15 protein-coding genes and 1 pseudogene are annotated in these 22,327 nt (G+C 70.9%); 8 read left to right on the forward strand and 8 right to left on the reverse strand.

Features of this window, described 5'->3' with window-relative positions; translation table 11 throughout:
• The first annotated feature begins 113 nt into the window (after nt 1–113).
• A complete protein-coding gene (locus IG62_RS0114020) occupies nt 114–2,639 on the forward strand; it encodes an ATP-dependent Clp protease ATP-binding subunit (RefSeq protein WP_030801700.1) in 2,526 nt (841 codons plus the stop codon).
• A gap of 304 nt (nt 2,640–2,943) precedes the next feature.
• Here IG62_RS0114020 and IG62_RS0114025 read toward each other — a convergent pair whose 3' ends face one another.
• Entirely contained in the window at nt 2,944–5,532 is a 2,589-nt protein-coding gene (locus tag IG62_RS0114025) for an NACHT domain-containing protein (RefSeq protein WP_030801702.1), read from the reverse strand.
• Between the two features lie 63 nt (nt 5,533–5,595).
• Nucleotides 5,596–8,836: pseudogene (locus tag IG62_RS41830) on the reverse strand (NACHT domain-containing protein).
• Nucleotides 8,837–9,562: 726 nt separating this feature from the next.
• Here IG62_RS41830 and IG62_RS0114035 point away from each other — a divergent pair.
• The gene (locus IG62_RS0114035) at nt 9,563–10,261 is read left to right on the forward strand and encodes a M23 family metallopeptidase (protein WP_030801705.1); all 699 of its coding nucleotides are present in this window, start codon (nt 9,563–9,565) and stop codon (nt 10,259–10,261) included.
• Here IG62_RS0114035 and IG62_RS0114040 read toward each other — a convergent pair.
• A complete protein-coding gene (locus IG62_RS0114040) occupies nt 10,243–10,857 on the reverse strand; it encodes a TetR/AcrR family transcriptional regulator (protein WP_030801707.1) in 615 nt (204 codons plus the stop codon). The two genes, IG62_RS0114035 and IG62_RS0114040, sit on opposite strands and share 19 nt — an antisense overlap.
• A 187-nt stretch (nt 10,858–11,044) precedes the next feature.
• On the opposite strand from IG62_RS0114040, the gene IG62_RS0114045 reads away from it, so the two are divergent.
• Nucleotides 11,045–12,619 (forward strand): MDR family MFS transporter, encoded by a 1,575-nt coding sequence (locus tag IG62_RS0114045; protein ID WP_267887882.1) that lies wholly within the window; start codon nt 11,045–11,047, stop codon nt 12,617–12,619.
• Between the two features lie 236 nt (nt 12,620–12,855).
• Here the strand turns inward: IG62_RS0114045 and cseC are convergent, their stop codons facing one another.
• Genes cseC through IG62_RS0114060 form a run of 3 tightly spaced genes read right to left on the reverse strand, consistent with a single transcriptional unit; the run spans nt 12,856 to nt 15,392 of the window.
• Nucleotides 12,856–14,157: a two-component system sensor histidine kinase CseC gene (gene cseC, locus IG62_RS0114050; protein ID WP_030801711.1), complete on the reverse strand. Its 1,302-nt coding sequence runs from the start codon at nt 14,155–14,157 to the stop codon at nt 12,856–12,858.
• An 8-nt stretch (nt 14,158–14,165) separates the two neighbouring features.
• Nucleotides 14,166–14,876: a two-component system response regulator CseB gene (gene cseB, locus IG62_RS0114055; protein ID WP_030801715.1), complete on the reverse strand. Its 711-nt coding sequence runs from the start codon at nt 14,874–14,876 to the stop codon at nt 14,166–14,168.
• Between the two features lie 9 nt (nt 14,877–14,885).
• Nucleotides 14,886–15,392, reverse strand: coding sequence for a hypothetical protein (locus tag IG62_RS0114060; protein WP_324604626.1), 507 nt, complete (start codon nt 15,390–15,392; stop codon nt 14,886–14,888).
• Between IG62_RS0114060 and IG62_RS48615 the strand changes: the two genes are divergently transcribed.
• Nucleotides 15,376–15,624: a hypothetical protein gene (locus IG62_RS48615; protein ID WP_234326494.1), complete on the forward strand. Its 249-nt coding sequence runs from the start codon at nt 15,376–15,378 to the stop codon at nt 15,622–15,624. The genes IG62_RS0114060 and IG62_RS48615 overlap by 17 nt on opposite strands.
• Before the next feature lie 324 nt (nt 15,625–15,948).
• Here the strand turns inward: IG62_RS48615 and IG62_RS0114070 are convergent, their stop codons facing one another.
• Nucleotides 15,949–16,569, reverse strand: a complete 621-nt coding sequence (locus tag IG62_RS0114070) for a SigE family RNA polymerase sigma factor (protein ID WP_078871998.1) — start codon at nt 16,567–16,569, stop codon at nt 15,949–15,951.
• Nucleotides 16,570–16,994: 425 nt separating this feature from the next.
• On the reverse strand, nt 16,995–17,954 hold the full coding sequence (locus IG62_RS0114075) for an A/G-specific adenine glycosylase (RefSeq protein ID WP_030801722.1): 960 nt from the start codon (nt 17,952–17,954) through the stop codon (nt 16,995–16,997).
• Between the two features lie 761 nt (nt 17,955–18,715).
• On the opposite strand from IG62_RS0114075, the gene IG62_RS48620 reads away from it, so the two are divergent.
• From IG62_RS48620 to IG62_RS0114095, 4 genes are all read left to right on the forward strand, one after another.
• A complete protein-coding gene (locus tag IG62_RS48620; RefSeq protein ID WP_234326489.1) occupies nt 18,716–19,396 on the forward strand; it encodes a pyridoxamine 5'-phosphate oxidase in 681 nt (226 codons plus the stop codon).
• Nucleotides 19,397–19,714: 318 nt separating this feature from the next.
• On the forward strand, nt 19,715–20,554 hold the full coding sequence (locus tag IG62_RS0114085; protein WP_030801727.1) for a hypothetical protein: 840 nt from the start codon (nt 19,715–19,717) through the stop codon (nt 20,552–20,554).
• A gap of 395 nt (nt 20,555–20,949) precedes the next feature.
• Complete coding sequence (locus IG62_RS0114090; RefSeq protein ID WP_030801729.1) at nt 20,950–21,939, forward strand: NAD-dependent epimerase/dehydratase family protein; 990 nt, start codon at nt 20,950–20,952, stop codon at nt 21,937–21,939.
• A gap of 172 nt (nt 21,940–22,111) precedes the next feature.
• Nucleotides 22,112–22,327, forward strand: a 216-nt coding sequence (locus tag IG62_RS0114095; RefSeq protein ID WP_030801731.1) for a transposase, incomplete at its 3' end; no start/stop codon positions are given.

Below are 22,327 nucleotides of genomic sequence, written 5' to 3' on the forward strand. Positions count from 1 at the left end.
CGGACGGGTGTCGGCAGTTGGAATGAGCTGTCCCGCCCCGCGGGACTAGCATGCGGAAGGACAGGGAGGGGACCGACCCCTAACTGCCTGACCGCTCTGAGGAGCGATTAACGATGTTCGAGAGGTTCACCGACCGCGCGCGGCGGGTTGTCGTCCTGGCTCAGGAAGAAGCCCGGATGCTCAACCACAACTACATCGGCACCGAGCACATCCTCCTGGGCCTGATCCACGAGGGTGAAGGTGTCGCCGCAAAGGCCCTGGAGAGCCTCGGCATTTCGCTTGAGGCGGTCCGTCAGCAGGTGGAGGAGATCATCGGCCAGGGCCAGCAGGCCCCGTCCGGGCACATTCCCTTCACCCCCCGTGCCAAGAAGGTCCTGGAGCTGTCGCTCCGCGAGGCCCTCCAGCTCGGCCACAACTACATCGGCACCGAGCACATCCTGCTCGGCCTGATCCGCGAGGGCGAGGGCGTCGCCGCCCAGGTCCTCGTGAAGCTGGGCGCCGATCTCAACCGGGTGCGGCAGCAGGTCATCCAGCTGCTCTCCGGCTACCAGGGCAAGGAAGCCGCCACCGCCGGCGGCCCCGCCGAGGGCACGCCCTCGACCTCCCTCGTCCTGGACCAGTTCGGCCGCAACCTCACGCAGGCCGCTCGCGAGACCAAGCTCGACCCGGTCATCGGGCGCGAGAAGGAAATCGAGCGCGTCATGCAGGTGCTGTCGCGCCGCACCAAGAACAACCCGGTCCTCATCGGCGAGCCCGGCGTCGGCAAGACGGCGGTCGTCGAGGGCCTGGCCCAGGCCATCGTCAAGGGCGAGGTGCCCGAGACCCTCAAGGACAAGCACCTCTACACCCTCGACCTCGGTGCCCTGGTCGCCGGCTCCCGCTACCGCGGTGACTTCGAGGAGCGCCTGAAGAAGGTCCTCAAGGAGATCCGCACCCGCGGCGACATCATCCTGTTCATCGACGAGCTCCACACCCTCGTGGGTGCGGGCGCCGCCGAGGGCGCGATCGACGCCGCCAGCATCCTCAAGCCCATGCTGGCCCGGGGCGAGCTGCAGACCATCGGTGCCACCACGCTCGACGAGTACCGCAAGCACCTGGAGAAGGACGCGGCCCTGGAGCGCCGCTTCCAGCCCATCCAGGTCGCGGAGCCGTCGCTGCCGCACACGATCGAGATCCTCAAGGGCCTGCGGGACCGCTACGAGGCGCACCACCGCGTGTCCATCACGGACTCCGCGCTGGTCGCCGCGGCCACCCTGGCCGACCGCTACATCTCCGACCGCTTCCTGCCGGACAAGGCGATCGACCTGATCGACGAGGCCGGCTCCCGGATGCGGATCCGCCGGATGACCGCGCCGCCGGACCTGCGCGAGTTCGACGAGAAGATCGCCGACGTGCGCCGGGAGAAGGAGTCCGCGATCGACTCGCAGGACTTCGAGATGGCCGCGGGCCTGCGCGACAAGGAGAAGCAGCTCCTGGCCGCGAAGGCGAAGCGGGAGAAGGAGTGGAAGGCCGGCGACATGGACGTCGTCGCCGAGGTGGACGAGGAGCTGATCGCCGAGGTCCTGGCCACGGCCACCGGCATCCCGGTCTTCAAGCTCACCGAGGAGGAGTCCTCGCGTCTGCTCCGCATGGAGGACGAGCTCCACAAGCGCGTCATCGGCCAGAAGGACGCCATCAAGGCGCTCTCCCAGGCCATCCGGCGCACCCGTGCCGGCCTGAAGGACCCCAAGCGTCCCGGTGGCTCGTTCATCTTCGCCGGCCCGTCCGGTGTCGGTAAGACCGAGCTGTCCAAGACGCTGGCGGAGTTCCTGTTCGGCGACGAGGACGCGCTGATCTCCCTCGACATGTCGGAGTTCAGCGAGAAGCACACGGTCTCCCGGCTGTTCGGTTCGCCCCCCGGCTACGTCGGCTACGAAGAGGGCGGGCAGCTCACCGAGAAGGTGCGCCGCAAGCCGTTCTCCGTGGTGCTCTTCGACGAGGTCGAGAAGGCCCACCCGGACATCTTCAACTCGCTGCTGCAGATCCTGGAGGACGGTCGCCTGACCGACTCCCAGGGCCGGGTCGTGGACTTCAAGAACACCGTCATCATCATGACGACGAACCTCGGCACCCGGGACATCTCCAAGGGCTTCAACCTCGGCTTCGCGGCCCAGGGCGACACCAAGTCCAGCTACGAGCGGATGAAGAACAAGGTCAACGAAGAGCTCAAGCAGCACTTCCGCCCCGAGTTCCTCAACCGTGTGGACGACACCGTCGTCTTCCACCAGCTGACCGAGGAAGACATCATCCAGATCGTCGACCTCATGATCGCCAAGGTGGACGAGCGGCTGAAGGACCGCGACATGGGCATCGAGCTCAGCGGCACTGCCAAGTCGCTGCTGGCCAAGCGCGGGTACGACCCGGTGCTCGGCGCCCGTCCGCTGCGCCGCACGATCCAGCGCGAGATCGAGGACGCCCTCTCGGAGAAGATCCTCTTCAGCGAGCTGCGTCCGGGCCACATCGTGGTCGTCGACACCGAGGGTGAGGGTGACAGCGCCAAGTTCACCTTCCGCGGCGAGGAGAAGTCCGCCCTGCCGGACGCCCCGCCGATCGAGTCCGCGACCGGCGGCTCGGGTCCCAACCTGAGCAAGGACGCCTGAGCGGAAACGCCTCACCGCGCAAAGCGGCCATAGCGCCCCAACCGAATAAATCGGAGCAGGTGCACCGGAACTGCCCGGAATCGTACGAAACGATTCCGGGCAGTTCCGTTTCCGTTTGTGCACAGGGGTGCTCGGTGATCGGTGCTTGGTCTCAGTGCTCGGTATATGGCGGATACGCACGATGCAGTAGATACGGATGAGACACCCGACGCGGAAGAGCCGTTGTTCCGGTGCGCTTCCCCCAGCACTTCCGCAGCACTTCCGCGGCACTTCCGGGCACTTCCGGAACGATTAGCTCCGGTGATTACCGCCGCACCACACGAATTCCGTCCGGAACCCCGTGCACCGGCGGAATACGGTGGCCGATCCGCAGCGTGTCCAGTTTCGGAAAGGCGGACAGCCACTCCATCGAAACGCCCAGGTCGTACGCGAGCCACAGCCGGGTCAGCCCCTCCGCCGGCACGATGCCCTCGACCAGCTGGTCCGGTGTGAAGTACCCGGCGATCCGCAGGTGCGGACGCCCGCCCAGCCGACGCAGCGCCTGCAGTTCCTCCGGGCCGGACACCGGGAAATACAGCTCGGCCGGATCGAGGTGGGCGATGATCTCGCGGGCGTAGCGGGCCGTGTCGTAACGCCGCCACGCCCCGGCGAGCTGCGCCCGGATGTCGTGGTGCGCCCGGTCCCGCAGTCCCGTCAGGTAGTCGATCGCCATGTCGTCCGCGATCGAGGTGGCGGTGATCGCCAGCAGCACCGCCTCCCGGTCCGGGACGTCCGCGGGGTCCGGCAGCATCTCCAGCACGATCGGCCCGATCCAGCCCAGCGCCCGCGCCGCCGACGGCGTACCCGGGCGCACCATGTCCCGCGTGAAGCGCTGCACCCGCGCCCGGACCGCCGGATCCAGCTCCGCGGCGTGCTCCAGACAGGCCGCCGCCAGCAGCTTGCGGTGCCGGGCCTCCGCGGCCCGCACGCCCGGATGCGGGGCCAGCAGCCCGTCCAGCAGCGCCGCGCACTCGTCCGGCCGGGCCAGCGCCACCGCCATCCGGATCACGTCCTCCCACGCGTCGTGGTGCGCGTGCTCCAGCAGCAGCGTGAAATCGTGCCGCTGCACCACCGCCCGCGCGGACAGATAGTCCTGGAACGTGCGGTGCACGAAGTCGACGGTGCCGGGTGTCGGCTCCCGCAGCAGCCCGGTCCGGTTGAGCAGATGCCGGAAGACCTCCTCCGGTCCGCCCTGCCGCGCGGCGTCCGGAATGGCCGGCAGATGCTCCGCCAGCGTCGCGACCGCCGTCGCCCGGTCCATCTCCGAACGGCCGTGGATCAGCATCCAGTGGGCCAGCTTCTGCAGCAGCTGGATCTTCGGCTGCCGGGTCAGTTCCACCCCGTCGGGCGCCCCCATCGCCCGCTCCCGGTCCCGCCGCTCCAGCAGCATCGACAGCGCCGCGTCGTAGAGCTCCTTGCGCCCGTGCGGCAGATAACCGCGGCGGTCCCGGTGGAGGGCGCACAGCAGCCCGCACATCAGCGGATTGGTCGCCAGCCGCCCCAGATCGCGGGTGATCCGCACCGCGTTGAGCAGCGTCCGTTCGTAGTCGGCGAGCCGGTCGAGGTCGGCCGGGCGCTGCAGGGCCGCCGCCCGGTGCCAGCGCTGGATGAACGCGGCGACGTCCTCCCGGCTCATCGGCGCCAGCGCCACCTCCGCGAAGCCCTCGCCGGCCAGCCAGTTGCCGGGCACCGCGGACGGCCGGGAGGTGACGATCCAGACGTTGCCCGGGTAGCGGCCGGTCCACTCGCCGAGCTTGCGGCGCAGCTGCTCCCGCTCGTCCTCCGGCGCCTCGTCGACCCCGTCGACCAGCAGCAGCGCCCGCCCCTCGGCCAGCACCCGCTCCGTCCAGCCGGCCGGCGCCCGGTCCGCGTCCTGATGGCCGACGGCGTCCAGGAAGGTCTCAGGATCGGGCAGCCCCGCCCGCGCGAACCGGCGCACCGGCAGCAGGAACGGCACCCGGCCGCGCAGCTCCACCAGCGCCTCCGGCAGCTCGTCGCGGGCCGTGGCGACGGTCAGCCACTGCAGCAGCGTCGTCTTGCCGGACCCGGCCACCCCACGCACCAGCACCCGCCCGCGCCCGGCCAGCGCCCGCTCGGCGGGCAGCGGCGGATCGTCCTCCGGGGACCCCGGCTCGCACTGCAGCCCCAGATAGGCGGCGTCCAGCGGCCAGCTGTCCGGGGAGTGCGCGAGGTCGATGCCGTAGATGGTGAGGTGGTTGTGGAGGGCAGCGGTGCGCCGCGCGTACTCCTCCTCGAAGGCGGCCTCGTCCACGGCTGGTTCGTCCACGGCGGGTCCGCCGACGGCCTCGCTGCGCGCGCGATCCGGCGGTGCGGCGGTGGCCGCGGCGTACGGCCCGTGGATCAGCTCGGCGAGCGTACGGGTCTGCTCGGCCAGGGTGTGGGCCACGTACGGCGACCGCCGGGTGAAGAAGTACAGGACGTGCCGGGCCACGACGTCCACCAGCAGGCCGTACAGCCGCGCACGGTCCCCGGGGAGCCGCCGGGCGGCCTCCGGCACCCGCGCGCACAACCGCCGGGCGAACTCGGCGGGCAGCAGCCGCGCCGCGTCGACGTCGTCCATCCCGGTCTCGGCGAGTGCCCGCAGCGTACGGGCCAGCGCGGCGGCCAGGGCCGGGTCGTTGCCACCGGTCGCCTGCTCGACGAGGGACGCGGCGAGGTCGTCCAGCCCCGCCTCGCTCAGCTCGGGCTTCTCCCCGGCGAACGACACCAGCCGGGCGATCGGAACGGGCCGGCCGACCAGCTCGGTGACCGGCCCGTCGGAGCGGAACAGCTTGCGGACGAGGGGATCGACGGTGTGGGGGGCGAGACGTGCGGCGAGGCTCGTGGGATCCATGGACTTCCCGTAACTGCGGTACCGGGCAGGGTGGTTGGGCGCCTGATGTGCGGTCCGGCCGGCCTAGGCGCGGGGGCGGGGGTGAAGGGTGAGTTCGACGCTGGGCGGGAGGTCGGGGAAGGGGTCGGGGCGGAGGCCGTAGAGGCCGAGTTCGCGGAGCTCGGACAGCCCGGGCAAGGGGGGAAGGGCGATCGGGGCGTCGATCGCGCCGTAGACGTTGAGCCTGGTCAGGCAGGGGAAGGCCGGAAGGAGCGTCTCCAGAAGCACGCTCAGCCGGGCAGCGGACACCCGTGCCGGATTGACCAGTTCGAGGGTGGTGACCTGGGGGAGCCGGACGCCTGGCGGAAGGTCCAGCGACCACACCTCGTCGGACGCCAGGCCCACGGACAGCCAGCGCAGTTCCGCAAGCGAGGCTAGCTCGGCCCACTGGTCCTCGCCGAAGGCCTCCGTGAGCCGAGGGAGGTGCAGGGTGCGCAGGCTTGGCCAGGAAGTCAGGCCGGTGAACTCGGCTCCGAGGGGCGCGCCGAGCGCCAGGAAGGTCAGCGGCGCGCGGGCGGGCAGCGCCGGGATGCCGTCCGGCAGTCGGGAGTAGAGGCCCAGAGTGGTGAGGCCGGTCAGCGCGTCGAGCCCGGGCGGGGTCGGCAGATCCTGCTCCGGCGGCCCCAAGAGGTTCAGCGTACGGATGTCGAGGTCCGCGAGCGGGGCGAGGCTTTCGACCGCGGGGCACCCCCACAACGACAGCCACTCCAGATTTGGGAACTCGCGGAGGAAGCCGAGGTCGGCGATCTCCGGGTTCGAGTCGATCGTCAGGCTCCTGAGCGGCTCGTGGACCAGCTCGTCGAGGAGCTCGCGAGCGGTGAACGCGCCGCTCGCCACGACACCGCGCCGGCCCCCGAGCTCCTTGAGCGCACGCAGCTCGGCGGTGGATTCGGCGGTGACCATCACGTCCTGGTCGAGGTACCGAAGAACGTCCCGGGCATACGGCTCGGTGTCGAACGCCCGCCAGGAAGCGGCGAGTTGCACCTGGCCACGGCGCGAGCCATGGGAACGGAACCGTTTGATCACTTCGAACGCCGCATCCGACCCGACCAGCGCCGCCGTCGCCACCACCTCCTGCGCCTCGTCGTCCTCCAGCCCCTCCGGTCCCGGCAGCAGTTCCACGACCAGCGGCCCCACCGAGGCCAGCAGTCGCGATTCCTCCCGGCTGCGCGGCGGCAGGATCGCCCGCGCCCGCGCGTTCACCTCCTCCCGTACGGCCGGGTCGAGTTCCGTCGCGTGCTCCAGGCAGGCCAGGGCGAGCAGATGGACCCGCAGCCGGGTCGCCGGGTCGTCGGTGGCGTCTCCGCGGACGAGCAACTCCCGCAGCAGCTCGGCCCGTTCGCGCGGCCGGGCGTGTGCCACCGCCATCCGGATCACGTCCTCCCACTGGACGTCCTCCGCATGGGCCACCAGCAGCCCGATGTCACCGTCCTCGACGGCCGCCTTGGCGCCCAGGTAGTCCTGGAACGTGCGATGGACGAACTGCACCGAACCGGCCACCGGCTCGCGCAGCAGCCCGCTCCGCAGCAGCAGATGACGCAGCACGGCCGCCGCGTCCCCCTGGCGGGCCGCCGCCGGCACCGCAGGCAGCGCCTCGGCGACGATCCGCTCGGCCCGGTCCCGGTCCAGTTCCGTCCGGCCGTTGCGGATCAGCCAGTACGCCAGCCGCTGCAGCAGCTGGATCTGCGGCTCGTCGTTGAGTTCGATGCCCGTGGGGGCGGCCATGTCGCGTTCGCGGTCGCGGCGGGAGAGCAGCATGACCAGCGCCGCGTCGTACAGCTCCTTGCGGCCGGTGGGCAGATAGCCGCGCCGGTCGCGGTGCAGCGCGCAGATCAGCCCGCACATGAGGGGGTTGGTGGCGAGCCGGGCGAGGTCCTGCTTGGTGTGGACGGCGGCCAGCAGCGACTGCTCGTACGCGTCGAGGCGGGCGGGGTCCTCGGCGCCGCGGCGGGCCGCGTCGTGCCAGCGGCCGATGAACGCGGTGACCTCGGCGCGGCGCAGCGGCGCCAGCGTCAGCTCGTCGAAGCCGTCGGAGGCGAGCCAGTCGTCGCGCACCGCGGAGGGCCGGGTGGTGACCAGCCACAGGTTGTCCGGGAACGCGTCGAGCAGGTCGCGCAGCCAGCGCCGGGCCTGGGTGCGCTCGCGGTCCGGGATCTCGTCGAGCCCGTCGACGAGGAGCAGGCCCCGTCCGGAGGCCAGGATCCGGTCGGTCCAGCCGTCGGGCCGGGCATCGGACAGCGGGCAGCCGACGGCCGCCAGGAAGCGGTCCGGGGTGGGCAGCGGCGCACCGTCACGGGTGAGGGTGCGCAGCGGCAGGACGAACGGGATCCGGCCGTAGAGGTGGGGGAGGGGCGTCTCGCCCGGGGCCTTGGTGCAGGAGACGGCCAGCCACTGCACGAGGGTGCTCTTGCCGGAACCGGCCACACCGCGCAGCAGCACCCGGTCGCGGCCGGCCAGGGCCCTGGTCGGCGGGGAGGGGCGCCGGCGCGCCGGCCGGGTGGGTGCCGTCCTCCTCCCACGGGGCGGTGGCCTCCGGCCCGCGCCCGGCGGCCGGTGTCGCCGCGAGGCTCATGTACGCGGCGTCGAGCGGCCACCGGTCCGGGGAGTGGGTCAGGTCGATGCCGTAGATGGTGAGCCGGCTGTGTTTGCGCGCCACGTAGGTGAGATAGCTGCGCTCGAAGGCGAGGTCCGCCGCCCGCGGGGACGGATGCCGTTCGAGGAACGCGTCCATGGTGGCGATCAGGCCGTCCAGGCTGCGGGTCTGCTGGACCAGGGTGCGGGCGACGAAGGCCGACCGCTGGCTGAAGAAGTGCACGATGTGCAGGCAGGCGGTGTCGAGCAGGGCGCGGTGCAGCAGCTCGGCGTCCCGGGACAGGCCGCGGGCGGCGGACGGGGCCGCGGTCCGCAGGCGGCCGGCGAGGGCACCGGCGCCGAGGCGGACGGCCTGGACGTCGTCCATGTCGAGATCGCCGAGGGCGTGCAAGGTGTCGGCGAGCGCGTCGGCCACGGCCCGCTCCTCGTCCTCGGGAACCGGCCGTTCACCCGGGCCGCAGCCGCGTAACGCCCGCCGCACCAGCTCCGCGGCGAGTTTCTGCAGGTCCTTGCGGGTGAGGGTGCGCTGCTCGCCGGTGAAGGACACCAGGGCGGAGATCCGTACGGGGGCCGGGACGAGGCCGGCGCCCGGCCCCTCCTTGACGAAGAGCCTCCGGACGAGCGGGGCCACCGCGCCGGACGCGAGCCGGATACCCACTGCTGACGGGTCCATCGTGTGCGCCTCCCCCATGGCCGGTGGTCCGCGATCGGCGGTCCCTGATCGGTGATCCGTGATCGGCGATTCGCGACCGGTGGTCCGTGACCGTGATGTGGCCGGTGATGTCGTGGGGCCAGGCTAGCCGGGACGGTGTGGCGGCGGTCACGGAATTCGCCATCCCGGACACGCCCTCCCGGGTACCCGAACAATCCCTCCGCAATAACCGGATCGCCGCCCGCGAGTAATGCGCGTCACAGCCTTCCGGTAATCCAGGTCACATCGCCCAGGTAACCCAGGTCACAGAAAAGCCGGGCCGGTAGTGACATGACGCACAGCCGGCTTTTGGCCTACTAGCGGAATTAGAAGAAAGGGCGGGCGGGGGTGCGGGGGTTTTCCGGGGCCGGGGCGGGGTGTGGCGGGGGCGGCGGCCCGAGCGGGCCCGTCACCTGGGCAATGCGCGGGTAAAAGGCCTGATCAGCCGCAGTATCGCGGGCATCTCGGCTGTCCGGAATGCGGTGATTCGTACGGGTCATGCAAAGGGGTGAGCGGAATGCAAGAGGTTCTTTCCCGACGGCTTTCGTACGGGCCTGCCTAGTAGCAGGGGCTCTTGGCGGGGCGGCCCGGACGGGTTACCAAGGAATGGCGCTTCCGGGCCGCAGCCGGACTCGCGAAATTCCTGATCTCCAGATCCATCCGATCTCGCAGATCTCCCTGATCGAATTCCGGAAGGAAAAAACCCGCATGTCGAAGTTCGCCGCCATTCGCCATTCCAAGAACTCCGCCGGTACCCCGAAGACCGCGAAGTCCCTGCTGCGCCGCCGGGCCGCCGTGGTGGCCGCCGGTGTCGGTGTGACCGTCGCGCTCGGCGCCGGTGCCGCCTCCGCCGCCGACGGTGGTCTGCTGGGCCTCACCTCGCACGTCGGCTCGACCGTCAGCGCGCAGGCCGACGCCCAGGCCAAGGCCGCCACCGGCGCCAAGGCCGCCGCGGCCAAGGCCAAGAAGGACGCGGCCAAGAAGGCCGACGCCTGGGTCAAGCCGGTCGACAAGTACACGCTGGGCGAGCCCTTCGGCATCCCCGGCAGCCACTGGGCGCACAAGCACAGCGGCCAGGACTTCGTCGTGCCGAGCGGCACCGTGGTCAAGGCCGTCCACCAGGGCACCGTCATCAAGGCCGGCCCCTGGGGCGGCGGTGACGGCCCGGCGTACGGCAACGCCATCGTGATCCAGCACGCCAACGGGGTGTACACCCAGTACGCGCACCTGTCAGCGATCCAGGTCCACGTCGGCCAGCAGGTCGGCGCCGGCCAGCAGATCGGCCTGTCCGGCAGCACCGGCAACTCGACCGGCCCCCACCTGCACTTCGAAGTCCGCACCGGCCCCAACTACGGGTCGGGCATCGAGCCGACCGGATTCCTGCGGGCTCACGGCGACGCCGTCTGAGCTGAATCCGGCCGGGCTGGCCGGCGGTTCGGCGGGTTTGCCGCCGTGACCAGTTCTGTGGCGACCTCGAGGATGGCCTTGCGCTTCTCCTCGGGGTCGCCTTCGACGTGCTGCATCGCGAACATGCCCGCGTGCATGGAGAAGAGCGCCGTGATGCAGCGCACCTGATCCGTCAGCTCCGCATCGTCCTCCTTCAGGAGGCCGAAAAGGGTCAGCATGCGCGCCTTGAAGGTCTCGCCGATGCTCAGGTCGCGCACCGCAGCCTGGTTCTCCTGCATGAAGCGGAACAGCGGCTCGGCCGAACGCAGTGCCTCGTTGTAGCGGCGGATCACCTCAAGCTTCGTCTCCAGCGTCCGCGGCTGCCGCTCGGCCCAGGTGATCAGCTCGTCGCAGGGCCTGGACAGGTCCTGGAACAGGCTGATGACGATGTCTTCCTTGGTCTTGAAGTGGTAGTACAGCGCCGCCTTGGTGACCTCCAGCTTCTCCGCGATCTCGCGGAGCGAGGTCTTCTCGTAGCCGTGCTCGGAGAACAGTTCCAGAGCGACGTCCTGAATGCGCTGGCGGGTGTTCCCACGGCGCGTCTGCCCGGTGCTCATGGTGCTCTCCTGCGTCGTCGGTGCTGGTGGGAGGCGTGCCCAGGACCGGGCCAAAGAAACTTACTTGACGCCCGGCTAGTTAGCCGCCTACCTTCCTCACTGTACTGAACTAGCCGGGCGGCAAGTAAGTAGGAGAGAGTGAGTGATGGGGAAGTCGCAGCCTGCGACCCCGACGGGGGACGGACGAATGATCGCGACCGGGGCGAATCCCTCGGACGCACCGCAGGGCAAAAAGCCTTCGAGCGTGCGGATGGTGGTCTTCGCGCTGATGATCGCGATGCTCCTCGCGATGCTGGACAACATGATCGTCGGCACCGCGATGCCGACCATCGTCGGTGAACTGGGTGGGCTGGAGCACCTGTCCTGGGTCGTCACCGCCTACACGCTCGCGACCGCCGCCTCGACCCCGATCTGGGGCAAGCTCGGCGACATGTACGGCCGCAAGGGCGTCTTCCTGACCTCCATCGTGCTCTTCCTGGTCGGCTCCGCACTGTCCGGCATGGCCCAGGACATGGGCCAGCTCATCGGCTTCCGCGCGGTCCAGGGACTCGGCGCGGGCGGCCTGATGGTCGGCGTCATGGCGATCCTCGGCGACCTCGTCCCGCCGCGCGAACGCGGCAAGTACCAGGGCATGATGGCCGGCGTCATGGCCGTCGCCATGATCGGCGGTCCGCTGGTCGGCGGCACCCTCACCGACCACCTCGGCTGGCGCTGGAGCTTCTACATCAACCTCCCGCTCGGCGCGATAGCCCTGGCCATGATCACCGCGGTGCTGCACCTGCCGAAGAAGCGCTCCAAGGCCCGCATCGACTACGTCGGTTCCGCACTGCTCACCCTCGGCATCACGGCCCTCGTCCTGATCACCACCTGGGGCGGCACCGAGTACGACTGGCTGTCGACGCAGATCGTCGGCCTCGGCGTCTTCGGCGTCCTCGCCCTGATCGCGTTCGTCCTGGTCGAGCGCAAGGTCGCCGAACCGGTGCTGCCGCTGCACATCTTCCGCAACGGCAACTTCTCGCTCGTCACCGTGATCGGCTTCCTCGTCGGCTTCGTGATGTTCGGGTCGATGACCTTCCTGCCGCTGTTCCAGCAGACCGTGCAGGGCGCCTCGGCCACCAACTCCGGCCTGCTGCTGCTGCCGATGCTGCTGGCGATGATGGTCGTCTCGCTGTTCGCCGGCCGGGTCACCACCCAGACCGGCAAGTACAAGGTCTTCGTCGTGGTCGGCGGCGGCCTGATCACCGCCGGCCTGGCCGTGCTGTCCCTCATGGACACCGGCACCAGCCGCTTCACCTCGGGCCTCTACATGGCCGTGCTCGGCGCCGGCATGGGCTTCCTGATGCAGACCACGATGCTGATCGCCCAGAACAGCGTCGAGCTGAAGGACATGGGCGTCGGCTCCTCGTCCGCCACCCTCTTCCGCACCATCGGCGGCTCCTTCGGCGTCGCGATCCTCGGCGCGATCTTCACCAACCAGGTGCAGTCCACGATGGTCGCTCGGCTCGGCAAGGCCGCCGGCGCCAAGATGACCGGCGGCGGCGCCCAGATGGACCCCAAGCGCATGGCCCAACTCCCGCCGGTGATCAAGGACGCGTACGCGCACGCGGTGGCGAACGGCACCCACCAGGTCTTCCTGTGGGGCGCCCTGGTCAGCATCATCGGCTTCGCGGCGGCGTGGTTCCTCAAGGAGGTCCCGCTGCGGGGCGGGGCCGCACCCAAGGCAGCCCCCAGCCCGGAGGAGCGGGTGCCGGCGGCTGTCTGAGCGGGCGGTGAAAAATGCTGAGTGGGGGTGCGCGTGAGAGATCACGTGCACCCCCACTCACCTATTTCCCCCACTACGGGAGGGGCTGGACCGGAGGACGAAGTCCGGAGGGCCGGCACCGCACCCGACAAACAAACGCCCGCCGCCAGGCGCAACAAGCCCCGCGGCGCAGCAGACAGGTACGTGCGGGCGCCGCCAAACGCAGCGCCCCGCGGCGGGACAGCCAGGTACGTGGGCTACCGATCCGGAAGGTGGATGACGGGAAAGCTTCCCGTATTCGTCGGGGCGTTCTCCGGTAGCCAGAGGACGGAGATCGCGCCCGTCGAGCCGTCCGTCAGTTCGTCCGCGTTGCGGAAGGTCAGACGGGCACCCAGCACGCGGGCCTGGCCTGCCGCGATGGTCAGGCCCAGCCCGTGGCCGCGGCCCGCCCGGTCGCTGCTGCCGGTGCGGAACCGGCTCGGCCCCTCGCGGAGCAGCGCCTCCGGGAAACCGGGACCGTGATCGCGCACCCTCAGCACCCGGCCCTCGACCGTCACCTCGATCGGCGGCTTGCCGTGCCGCGCCGCGTTCGCGATCAGATTGCCCAGGATCCGCTCCAGCCGGCGCGGATCGGTGGTCGCCTCGGAGTCCCGTACGACATCGATCCTGATGTCCGGGTCCAGGGCCCGCACCCGGCGGGTGACGAACTCGCCCAGCGCCACGTCCTGCAGCTCGGCGCGCTCCGCGTAGCCGTCCAGCCGGGCCACCTCCAGGACGTCCTCGACGAGCGTCCGCAGCGCCTGCGCACGGTCCCGGACCAGCTCCGACGGGCGGCCCGGCGGCAGCAGCTCGGCCGCGGTCAGCAGACCGGTGACCGGCGTGCGCAGCTCATGGGCGATGTCCGCGGTCACCCGCCGCTCGGCCTCGATCCGCTCCTGGAGCGCGTCCGACATGGCGTCCACCGCCCACGCCAGATCGTCCGTCTCGTCCCGCACCCGGCCGCCGACCTCGTCCCGGATCCGTACCGACCGGTCCCCGTCGGCCAGCTTCCCCGCCGCCGCGGCCGCCTTCCGCAGCCGCTTCGACAGCCGCCCGCCGACCAGTACGCCCAGCGCACAACCGCCCACCACCACGGCGGTCGAACCGATCAGCAGCGCCTGATCGAGATCGTCCAGAACGGCGAAACGATCCGGGAAACGGTCGTGCATCGACAGCACCCGGCCGTCGCTCAACGGCGTCGCCGCCCATACCTCCGGCGCCGTCTCCCCGGTGTCCTGCAGATACGTCGCGCGCTCGTTCTCCGCGACCTCCCGGCGCAGCGGCCCCGGTAGCGCCGGATCGTCGAGCTTCGCCCCGAACTGCAGCCGGCTGGTCGACTCGAAGATCTTCTGGGTGAAATTCAGCCGCTCGACCTGCACGTCCCGGCTGTTGTCGAGCATGGAATGGCGGGCCGCGTTGTGCACGACGAGGCTCAGCGCGATCGCGACCAGCGCTCCGACGAGCGCGATCGCGGCACTGAGCTTCCATCTCAGCCCGGTCCGCAGGGCCAGCCTCACCACCGGCGGCGTCAGCCTCTCAGCTTGTATCCGAAACCGCGGACCGTCTCGATCCGGTCCTGGCCGATCTTGCCGCGCAGCCGCTGGACATGGACGTCCACGACCCGGGTGTCACCGCCCCAGCCGTAGTCCCACACCCGCTCCAGCAGCCGGTCGCGCGAGAGGACCGTACCCGGCGCGTTGGAGAACTCCAGCAGCAGCCGCATCTCGGTCGGCGTCAGCGCCACGTTCTCGCCACCCTTGCGGACCTCCATGCCCTCGGTGTCGACCTCCAGATCACCGAAGCGCAGCACCGCCTCGTCCGGGCCGGCGTCCGCCGCCGAGGACGGCTTGGCACCGTCCGGGCCGCTGGCATGACCGAAACGGCGCAGCACCGCACGGATCCGCGCCACCAGCACCGCCCCGTCGAACGGCTTGGTGACGTAGTCGTCCGCACCCGCCTCCAGGCCCAGCACCACATCGATCGAGTCGGCCCGCGCCGACAGCATGATCACCGGAACCGTCGACTCGTCACGGATCCGCCGGCACAGACTCACCCCGTCCAGCCCCGGCACCATCACGTCGAGCAGCGCGATGTCCGGACGGTCCGCACGGAACGCCTCCAGCCCCGCGAGCCCGTCCGGCATCGCGGTGACCACGAATCCGTCCCGCTCCAGCGCGAGCTGCGTCGCCTCACGGATGACGTCGTCGTCCTCGACGAAAAGCACATGGGTGTCGGCCATGCGGTTGTCTCAACCCTCCGGTCCCGCGCCGCTGTCATCCGGCGCCGGGATGCTGTCGACTGTGGTCTTGCTGTAGTCGGTGTGGTACTCGTCGTCCTTGCGGAAGCGGCCGCCCGCCCAGAGGTACGTCGTCACGTCCTCACCGGACGGACAGCACACCTGGTCGCCGGCCGCGTAGGTCTGCTTGGAGATCTCCAGCTGACCCTTGTTGACCGCGGCGGAGACCGACGGCTGCTCATTGGCATACACGTTGTCATACCCGTCCTTCGCCCCGCTGTCCCTGCGGTACACGTAGGACCCGATCCCCACCGAATCCGCGCAGGTCATGACGTTGACGATGACATCGGGCGACGAACCGCCGGTCAGCGACGCATACGTCACCTCCACCGGATACTCGTCGGCGGCGCACGGCTTGTACAGGGACTTCTTCACATCCGCGCCGACCTTCGGATCGTTGCGCATCAGCCGGACCGCGTCGACCTTCTTGTACCCGGCCGACGTGGTCGGACTCGGCACGCTGCTCGCCGCCCCCTTGCGCACCGGGGTGCTGCTCGCCGACCCCTCGCTGCGCACACCCTCGCCCCCCGGATTGCACCCGGCCAGCAAAAGGCCGACGGCGGCCACCCCCGCCGTGGCCGCGCCGCCTCTGGTCAACCCGATCCTGGTCAACCTGTTCCTGGACAATCCGCTCCTGCTCACCGTGCTGCTCGCACAGCCGCCGATCCCGCTGCTGTTCGTGAGTGACTGATGTACCTGAAGGCCGAGTGACTGCAGTGCCTGGGGGCTCTGAAGGCTCTGAAGTGACGATAGTCGTCGGTCTGCGTGGTGGTCGTGGTCCTCATCGCTGAGTGAAAGCCGTCGTCGCTACGGAATGCCGTCCGCCGAGCAGCGCGCTGCCGTCCGGCGAAGCCGTTCCTGGAACGTTCCGGGGTGTCCCGAGGTGTACCGAGGTGTTCGCAGGTATTCCCTGATGCGATTGTGACGCCTCGACCCGTGAACCGTACGGCTCCGGACCACGTGACCGTTTTCACACATTTGTCACGCGCGTGCCCGGGGAACCGCTCCCCGCACGTCAGGCGGCGCACCGCTCCTGGTCCTGACGCGCCCGGTCCTGCTCGCCGCGCTCCAGCATCCGCGCGTCGATGTCACGGGCCTGCAGCTCCTGACGCAGCCGCGCCAGCGCACGGTGCAGCGTGCTCTTGACCGTGCCCGTGGACATCCCGAGCGCGGCAGCCGTCTCCTCCGTGCTCATCTGCTCCCAGTGCCGCAGAACGACCACGCTGCGCTGCTTGGGAGCCAGCACCCCGAGGATGTCCATCAGCAGCGCCCGGTCCGCGCGCTGCTCGGTGCCGTCGTCCACGCTCGCGTCCGGCAGCTGCTCGGTGGGCACCTCCTCCAGCTTGCGGGCCCGCCACCACTCCGTACGGGTGTTGATCATGACGCGGCGGAGGTAGGCGTCGGCCAGCGACTTGTCCGCGATCCCGTCCCAGCGGCCGTACGTACGCACCAGCGCCGTCTGCAGCAGGTCCTGGGCATCGACCGGATCGGGCACCAGGCGCCGGGCGCTGCGCAACAGGGCCTCCTGCCGCGTCCGCACGTACTCTTCGAAGTCCAGTACCTTGCCGCCGCTGGTCGCCATCCCGACGCCTCCGATCCGCTTGCGATTCCCCACGTTGACTGCGCTGGCGGTCATCTCCAGCACGTGGAAGACGCTACGGAGGGGGTGTTGCGGCGTAATGTGCGTGGGCCCCACAGCGAGTGCACGGAAAACCCTCGGTTGTGTAACAGCCCGCCGGGGGTCATACCTCGGGGGGACGGCGAGCCCCGTCCCGTCATACTCCGGACGGACAACACCCCCGCCGAAAGGCCCATGAGCCTCACGGCACTCGTCACGACACTCGGGCCCGGCGCACGTCACTGCGCACGTCACTGCCCACGTCACAGCAGGCGTTACGGCACATCTCGGCGCACATGCCCCGGTTACCGAGTTACCGCACCGCCTGGCTGAAGAATCCTCATCCAGCCAATTACCGACCCTTTTCGGCCGTGAAAGACAGTCAGGGGCGGCTGCGAGCGCAGCCGCCCCTGGGGGTGGGGGTGGGGGTGTCGAGCTCCCGCCTACGACAGCGGCAACCGGTACCGGCCACCGCCCAGCGGCTCCACCAGGCCGTCCGAGACCAGCCCGTCCAGCGCCCGGGCGCGCTGCACCGGCTCGTCCCACACCGCGTCCAGCACCTGCTGCGGAACCGGCGCCACCGCCTCCCGCAGCACCGCGAGCAGCTTCCCGCGCACCTGCCGGTCGGTACCGGCGTACGTCTGGGTGCGCCGCGGCGGACCGTCGTGCGCCGGGGAGCCGGCCAGCCGCCACGCGCACCGCGAGGCGATCGGGCAACGGTGGCACTCCGGCGTGCGCGCCGTACACAACAGCGCACCCAGCTCCATCGTGGCCGCCGCCCAGCGCGCCGCCAGCCCCTCGTCCTCGGGCAGCAGTTGGCGGGCGAGCTTGCGCTCGGCGGCGGTGGTGGCGTTCGGCGGGAACTGCCGGCCGGCCACCGCGCGCGCGAACACCCGCCGCACGTTCGTGTCCAGCACCGCGTGCCGCTGCCCGTACGCGAACGAGGCGACCGCTGCGGCGGTGTACTCGCCGACGCCGGGCAGCGCCAGCAGTTGCGCGTGCTCGCGCGGTACGTCACCGCCGTGCCGCTCCTGTATGGCGGACGCGGCGGCGTGCAGCCGCAGCGCGCGCCGCGGATAGCCGAGCCGGCCCCAGGCGCGGACCGCCTCGCCCGGCGCCTCGGCGGCCAGGTCGGCGGGGCGCGGCCAGCGGGCCAACCACTGCTCGTACACCGGCAGCACTCTGCTGACCGGCGTCTGCTGGAGCATGAACTCGCTCACCATCACACCCCAGGCGCCCGCCTCGGGGCGGCGCCAGGGCAGATCGCGGGCGTGCTCGTCGAACCAGTCGGTGACCGGCCCGTGCAGCGCGGTCCCGTCTGCGGCCTCCGCGGCCGGAACGGCGGCGGAAGCGGTCTCGGCGGCGTCGGACGTGGCAGATGAGGTGACAGGCGTCGAAGTCATGGCACCGACGATCCTGGCACGTCGGCACGCGCCCAGGAAACGCACCGGCCGCGCCCCGCCGCACGCCCACCCACTCGCAGGACGACCACATGCGCACGCTTGGCCGCTACCGCCGGTACGCCGCCCCTCGAGACCGACTCCGCAAGCCTCACCAAAACTCATTACACTCCGAGGGAACTGATTACTCTCCGTAATCGTTGCCGGAATAAGAAGGAGGCGACACGGCGGAACAAGGCAGGGCGAGGCAAGCAGGGGTAGGTAAGCAAGCGGGCTAGTAGGTAAGGCAGGGCGCCGGGTAGGCAAGGCGGGGCGCGGCAGGCCCGCGCAGGGTGGAGACGCGGAAGGGTGGTCAGGACGCGGCAGGGTCGGGCAAGGCGGGAACGCGGCAGGGCCGCGCAAGGCGGGGACGCGCCTGGACACGGTCAGCTGGGCGCACGGTCGGCTGGGCAGGTCCCGCTTGAGGTCGGCTCGGGGCCGGCCGAAGCCCGCAGGAAAATACGCAGGGCGCAGGGCGCAAGGCGCGGGGCGCGGGGTGTAGGGCACAAGGCCGGGATACGGACATGGCGAAGACGAACGACAGCGACAGGCAGATGCCACAGATGCCACAGACACCAGAAGAGAGCGCCAGACGTACGGCGAAGCCGGGCAACAGCGCCGGCGAGCCCTTGCACGTGAGCGCCAGTGACCCTGCGCGTGGCGGGGATCCCGTTAGTGGTGGGGGACCCGTACGAGGCGACCGGTCCGCGCGGGGCGACCGGTCCGTGCGCGGCGGCGAGTCGGTGCATGGTGGCGCGGCAGCCGCGAGCTTCCCGCCCTGCCCGCATGCGATCCAGCAGGCACTGGCCGCCCACACGACGATCACCCTGGCGTACGTGGACGAGGGCGGCCCCCAGGCCTGCGCGGTCCTGTACGCCACCGACACTGCCGCCGCCCCCGCCGCCCCTGACGCCACAGATGTCACTGGCGCCACCAATGCTGACCATGCCGGCCAGGCCGCTGGTGGGGCCGATGGGGCCGATGGGGTTGATGGGGCCGACGTGGTGGAGGCGGCTGAGGAGGCGGCGGAGGGGGCAGAGGCGGTGGCAGGTGCGGTCGGGGGGCCGGTGCTGTACTTCGTCACGTCGACCACGACCCGCCACGGACGGGCTCTGGCCGACCCGGAGGCTCGGGTGGCCTTCACGGTGCAGCGCGATGGCCAGGAGTGGAGCGCGCTGACGGGAATTCAGGGCAGGGGTCGCTGCCGGCCTCTGTCGAGCGCCGAGCGGGACGTCGGCTGGCGGGCCTATACCCGACGCTTCCCCTTCGTCGAGGCGGACGAGCGGCTCCGGGCCGCGTTGGAACGCACCACTCTCTGGGAACTACGCCCTGACTGGCTGCGGCTGATCGACAACGGCCAGGGCTTCGGTCACAAGGAGGAGTGGCCGCGTCCGGAGGGGGCGTAGGCGCTGGGCGCCGCCGGGGACGCTGCTCGCACTGTGGCCCGGGGGTGTTGCCCGCACTGTGGCCCGGGGGTGCTGCCCGCACTGTGGCCGGGGGTGCTGCCCGCAGTGGGGGTGGTGGGCTGGTCGTGCGGGGAGGGGTGGGGTTGGGCGGTGGTGCATGGGGGCGGTGGATGTGTGGGGGTTGGTGGGGTGGAAGGGATGTGTGTGGGGGGTTGGGCGGGTGTGGGCAGTGGGGGCCAGGCTGATCATGGGAAAAGTTGCAGTCTGATGCGGCGGGTAGTGGCCGGTGCGGCTGCTGATCTCTCGTAGAGTTTCCGCGTGGGATCACTGCGCAATCCGATCGGGCCGCTTCCCTCCTCCATCTACTGGCGGCGGAGGGCCATTGCGCTGGCCATCGTCGTACTGCTCGTCCTACTGGTCGTGTGGGCCCTCAACTTGGGCGGCGGCGGCAACAGCGGCGACGAGGGCAAGGGCGGTGCGCACGGCAAGGGCCCCGCGACGTCGATCACGCCCGGACCCTCGTCCCCCGGCCCGGCGATCAGCCAAAAGCCGGGCGGACGCGGTGAGTCGGGGTCCGGAGGGGCGTCAGGGGAGGACTCCGGTTCCGGCGGTGATGCGGGCTCCTCGGACGGCGGGAACGGTGGTGCCGGCGGTGAGGACGGCGGGGCCGGCGGTGGTGCCGGGGGCGGGGCGTCGGGTGGCGGCGGGCCGATCGGGCAGGGGTCCGGAAGGGGCGTTCCGGCCAGTTCTTCGTTGCCCAACTGCACTGATCCGGATGTCGAGTTGGCGCTGCGGAGCGTGAAGAGCTCGTACGCGCCGGGCAAGAAGCCGCAGTTCGAGCTGACCGTCAAGAACACGGCTGACACGGCCTGCAAGGTGGACCTCGGGCGGAAGGCGGCGGTACTCACGATCAGCGACGCCGCGGGTGACGACCGGGTGTGGGCCTCGAACGACTGCCCCGCGGGCACCGCGCCGGCGCTGTTGCAGGTGCCGGCCAACGGCTCCGTGAAGCGCACCGTCGAGTGGGACCGTCGGGCGAGCGGACCGCAGTGCGCGACGCCCAGTTCCGCCACGGTGCCGGCGGGCAAGTACCGGATCGAGGTCAAGGTGCCGGGATTGAAGTCCGCCCGTACGTCGTTCGTTCTGGCTGAGGACTGAGCGTTCGTCGCGTCCGTCGGCCACCGCGTCTCTTGTACATCTCGGGCGCTTCGCCCATCGCGTCCCTCGCCGATCGTCGGGCGCCGTCCATCGTCGGATGTCGGATGTCGGCCGTCGGTGGTTGACGGTTCGCCGTTCGCCGTTCGCCCTCGGAGGTCGGAGGTCGGAGGTCGGAGGTCGGAGGTCGAACGTCGGCCGTCGGGCGTCGAGCCTCGTGCCGGGCGTTGGGTGTGCGCGTTCGCCTTTGAGCGTTGGGCGTCGGGTTTGAGCGTTGGGCGTCGGGCGTGAGGCGTCCGTGGTCCGGAAGTGGGGGCTCCGGTAATTCCGCTGGTAGGGATTCCGCTGACGGCGTGCGGTGCTGGTTCGGGTCGGCGCAGTCCGGCACAGTCGGCGGTATGAAGCTACTGATGCTGGGCGGTACGGAGTTCGTGGGGCGGGCCGTCACCGAGGCGGCGCTGGCGCGGGGTTGGCAGGTGACGGTCTTCCACCGAGGGAGGCACGCGGCGCCGGAGGGCGCGACGGCGTTGCACGGTGAACGGGGGGAAGCGGGCCCGGAGGGCCTCGCGGCGTTGCGGGCGGGGGAATGGGACGCCGTGGTGGACACCTGGAGCGGTGCGCCCTCGGCGGTGCGGGACGCGGCGCGGCTGCTGGCCGGGCGGGTCGGCAGGTATGCGTACGTGTCCAGCCGGTCGGTGTACACGTACCCGGCGGCGTACGGGCTGGACGAGGACGGGCCGCTGGTGGCGGGCTCCGCGGATGCCATGGACGCCGAGGACTACGCGGCGGCCAAACGGGGCGGGGAGTTGGCCGCCCTGGAGGCGTTCGGGGAGCGGGCGCTGCTGGTGCGGGCCGGGCTGATCCTCGGGCCGTACGAGAACATCGGGCGGCTGCCGTGGTGGCTGGGCCGGATCGCCCGTGGTGGGCCGGTGCTCGCGCCGGGGCCGCGGGAGATGGCGCTGCAGTACATCGACGTGCGCGATCTCGCGGAGTGGACGCTGGACGCGCTGGAGGCCGGGCTCGGCGGGGCGTACAACCTGGTGAGCGAGGTCAGGCACGCCACCATGGGGGAGTTGCTGGAGAGCTGTGTGAAGGTCACCGGCTCGGACGCGGAGCTGCGCTGGACGGCGCCGGAGGACGTGCTCGCGGCCGGTGTGGAGCCGTGGACCGAGTTGCCGGTGTGGCTGGCGCCGGGTGAGTTGCGGGATGCGATGTACGGGGCGGATGTGTCCCGGGCGTTGGCAACGGGGCTGCGGTGCCGGCCGGTTGCCGAGACGGTGGCCGATACGTGGGCGTGGTTGCGGAGCATCGGCGGGGTGGCGCCGCAGCGTCCGGACCGGCCGGCGGTGGGGCTGGCGGCGGCGAAGGAGGCGGCGGTCCTGCGGTAGGCCCCGGGGGACTTCGGGCGGAGCGGGTCGGGGGCGGGGGCGGGCGGCGGTGGTTGGAGGGGGGATCTTCCTGCCCGCACCTGGTGGGAGGGCCCTTAGTACTGCAACCGCATGTGGTGTGACCGTGTGGGCTGGGGCTCGTTGGTGTGACTGTGTGAGAAGTCGCTGACGGTTGAGCAGATCGAGTCGTGGTCCGGCTTTGGACTATCTGCGGGGCCTGCTGGCTCCCCTGGAGAGGAAGAACGGCTGGACGCTGGCCGAGGAGGTCGGCCAGCTCCGCCCGGACGGTGTCCAGCGGCTGCTGAACCACTCGGACTGGGACGAGAACGCCGTCCGGGACGACGTCCGCGACTTCGTCGTGGAAATTATCGGGGCCAAGGACGGGGTC

Origin of the sequence: Streptomyces sp. NRRL S-337 (assembly GCF_000720175.1) — a bacterium.
Taxonomy (GTDB): domain Bacteria; phylum Actinomycetota; class Actinomycetes; order Streptomycetales; family Streptomycetaceae; genus Streptomyces; species Streptomyces siderophoricus.